The following is a 591-nucleotide window of genomic DNA, read 5'->3' as shown; positions in this document are numbered from 1 at the left end:
CAGTTCTCCAGCACCGTCAGGTGCGGGAACAGGTTGAAGTGCTGGAACACCATGCCGGCGTCGGTGCGCACGCCGTCCACGGCGCGCAGGTCGTCGCTCAACTCGACGCCGTTGACCACGATGGAGCCCTGCTGGTGGCGTTCGAGCCGGTTGATGCAGCGGATCATGGTGGACTTGCCCGAGCCGGACGGCCCGCAGATCACCAGGCGCTCGCCCGCCCGGACCTGCAGGTTGATGTCCTGCAAAACATGGAAGTCGCCATACCACTTGTGCATGCCGGCGATGGCGATGGCGGGCGGCGTGGCGGCGGAAGGCGTGGTCATCGGAGTTCCCCTTTTTTGTAGCGGTGCTCCAGCCACATCGAATAGCGCGACAGGCCGAAGCAGATGCAGAAATAGATCGATGCGATGAAGAGATAGGTCTCGACGTAGGGCGTGGGCCAGGCCGGGTCGGTCAGCGCCGCGCGCCCGGAGCTGAGCAGGTCGAACAGGCCCACGATCAGCACCAGGCTGGTGTTCTTGATCATCACGATGGCGGTATTGGTGAGCGGCGCGATCACCTTGCGCAGGGCCTGCGGCAGCACCACCAGCC

General features: G+C 64.8%; 2 protein-coding genes. Both read right to left on the bottom strand.

Translation table 11 applies throughout. The features are described from left to right. Positions 1-323 (bottom strand): ATP-binding cassette domain-containing protein (locus tag H065_RS0124735; RefSeq protein WP_017815786.1); only part of this gene is annotated, 323 nt, incomplete at its 3' end. Next, the coding region (locus H065_RS26710; protein ID WP_036630819.1) for an amino acid ABC transporter permease at positions 320-591 on the bottom strand (272 nt) is incomplete at its 5' end. The genes H065_RS26710 and H065_RS0124735, both read right to left, overlap by 4 nt.

It is taken from the genome of Paenibacillus shenyangensis (assembly GCF_000346635.1).
GTDB classification, from domain to species: Bacteria; Bacillota; Bacilli; order Paenibacillales; family Paenibacillaceae; genus Saccharibacillus; species Saccharibacillus dauci.
Note: the sequence above shows the minus strand (reverse complement) of the source record. Positions and strands in the feature narration are given on the sequence as shown.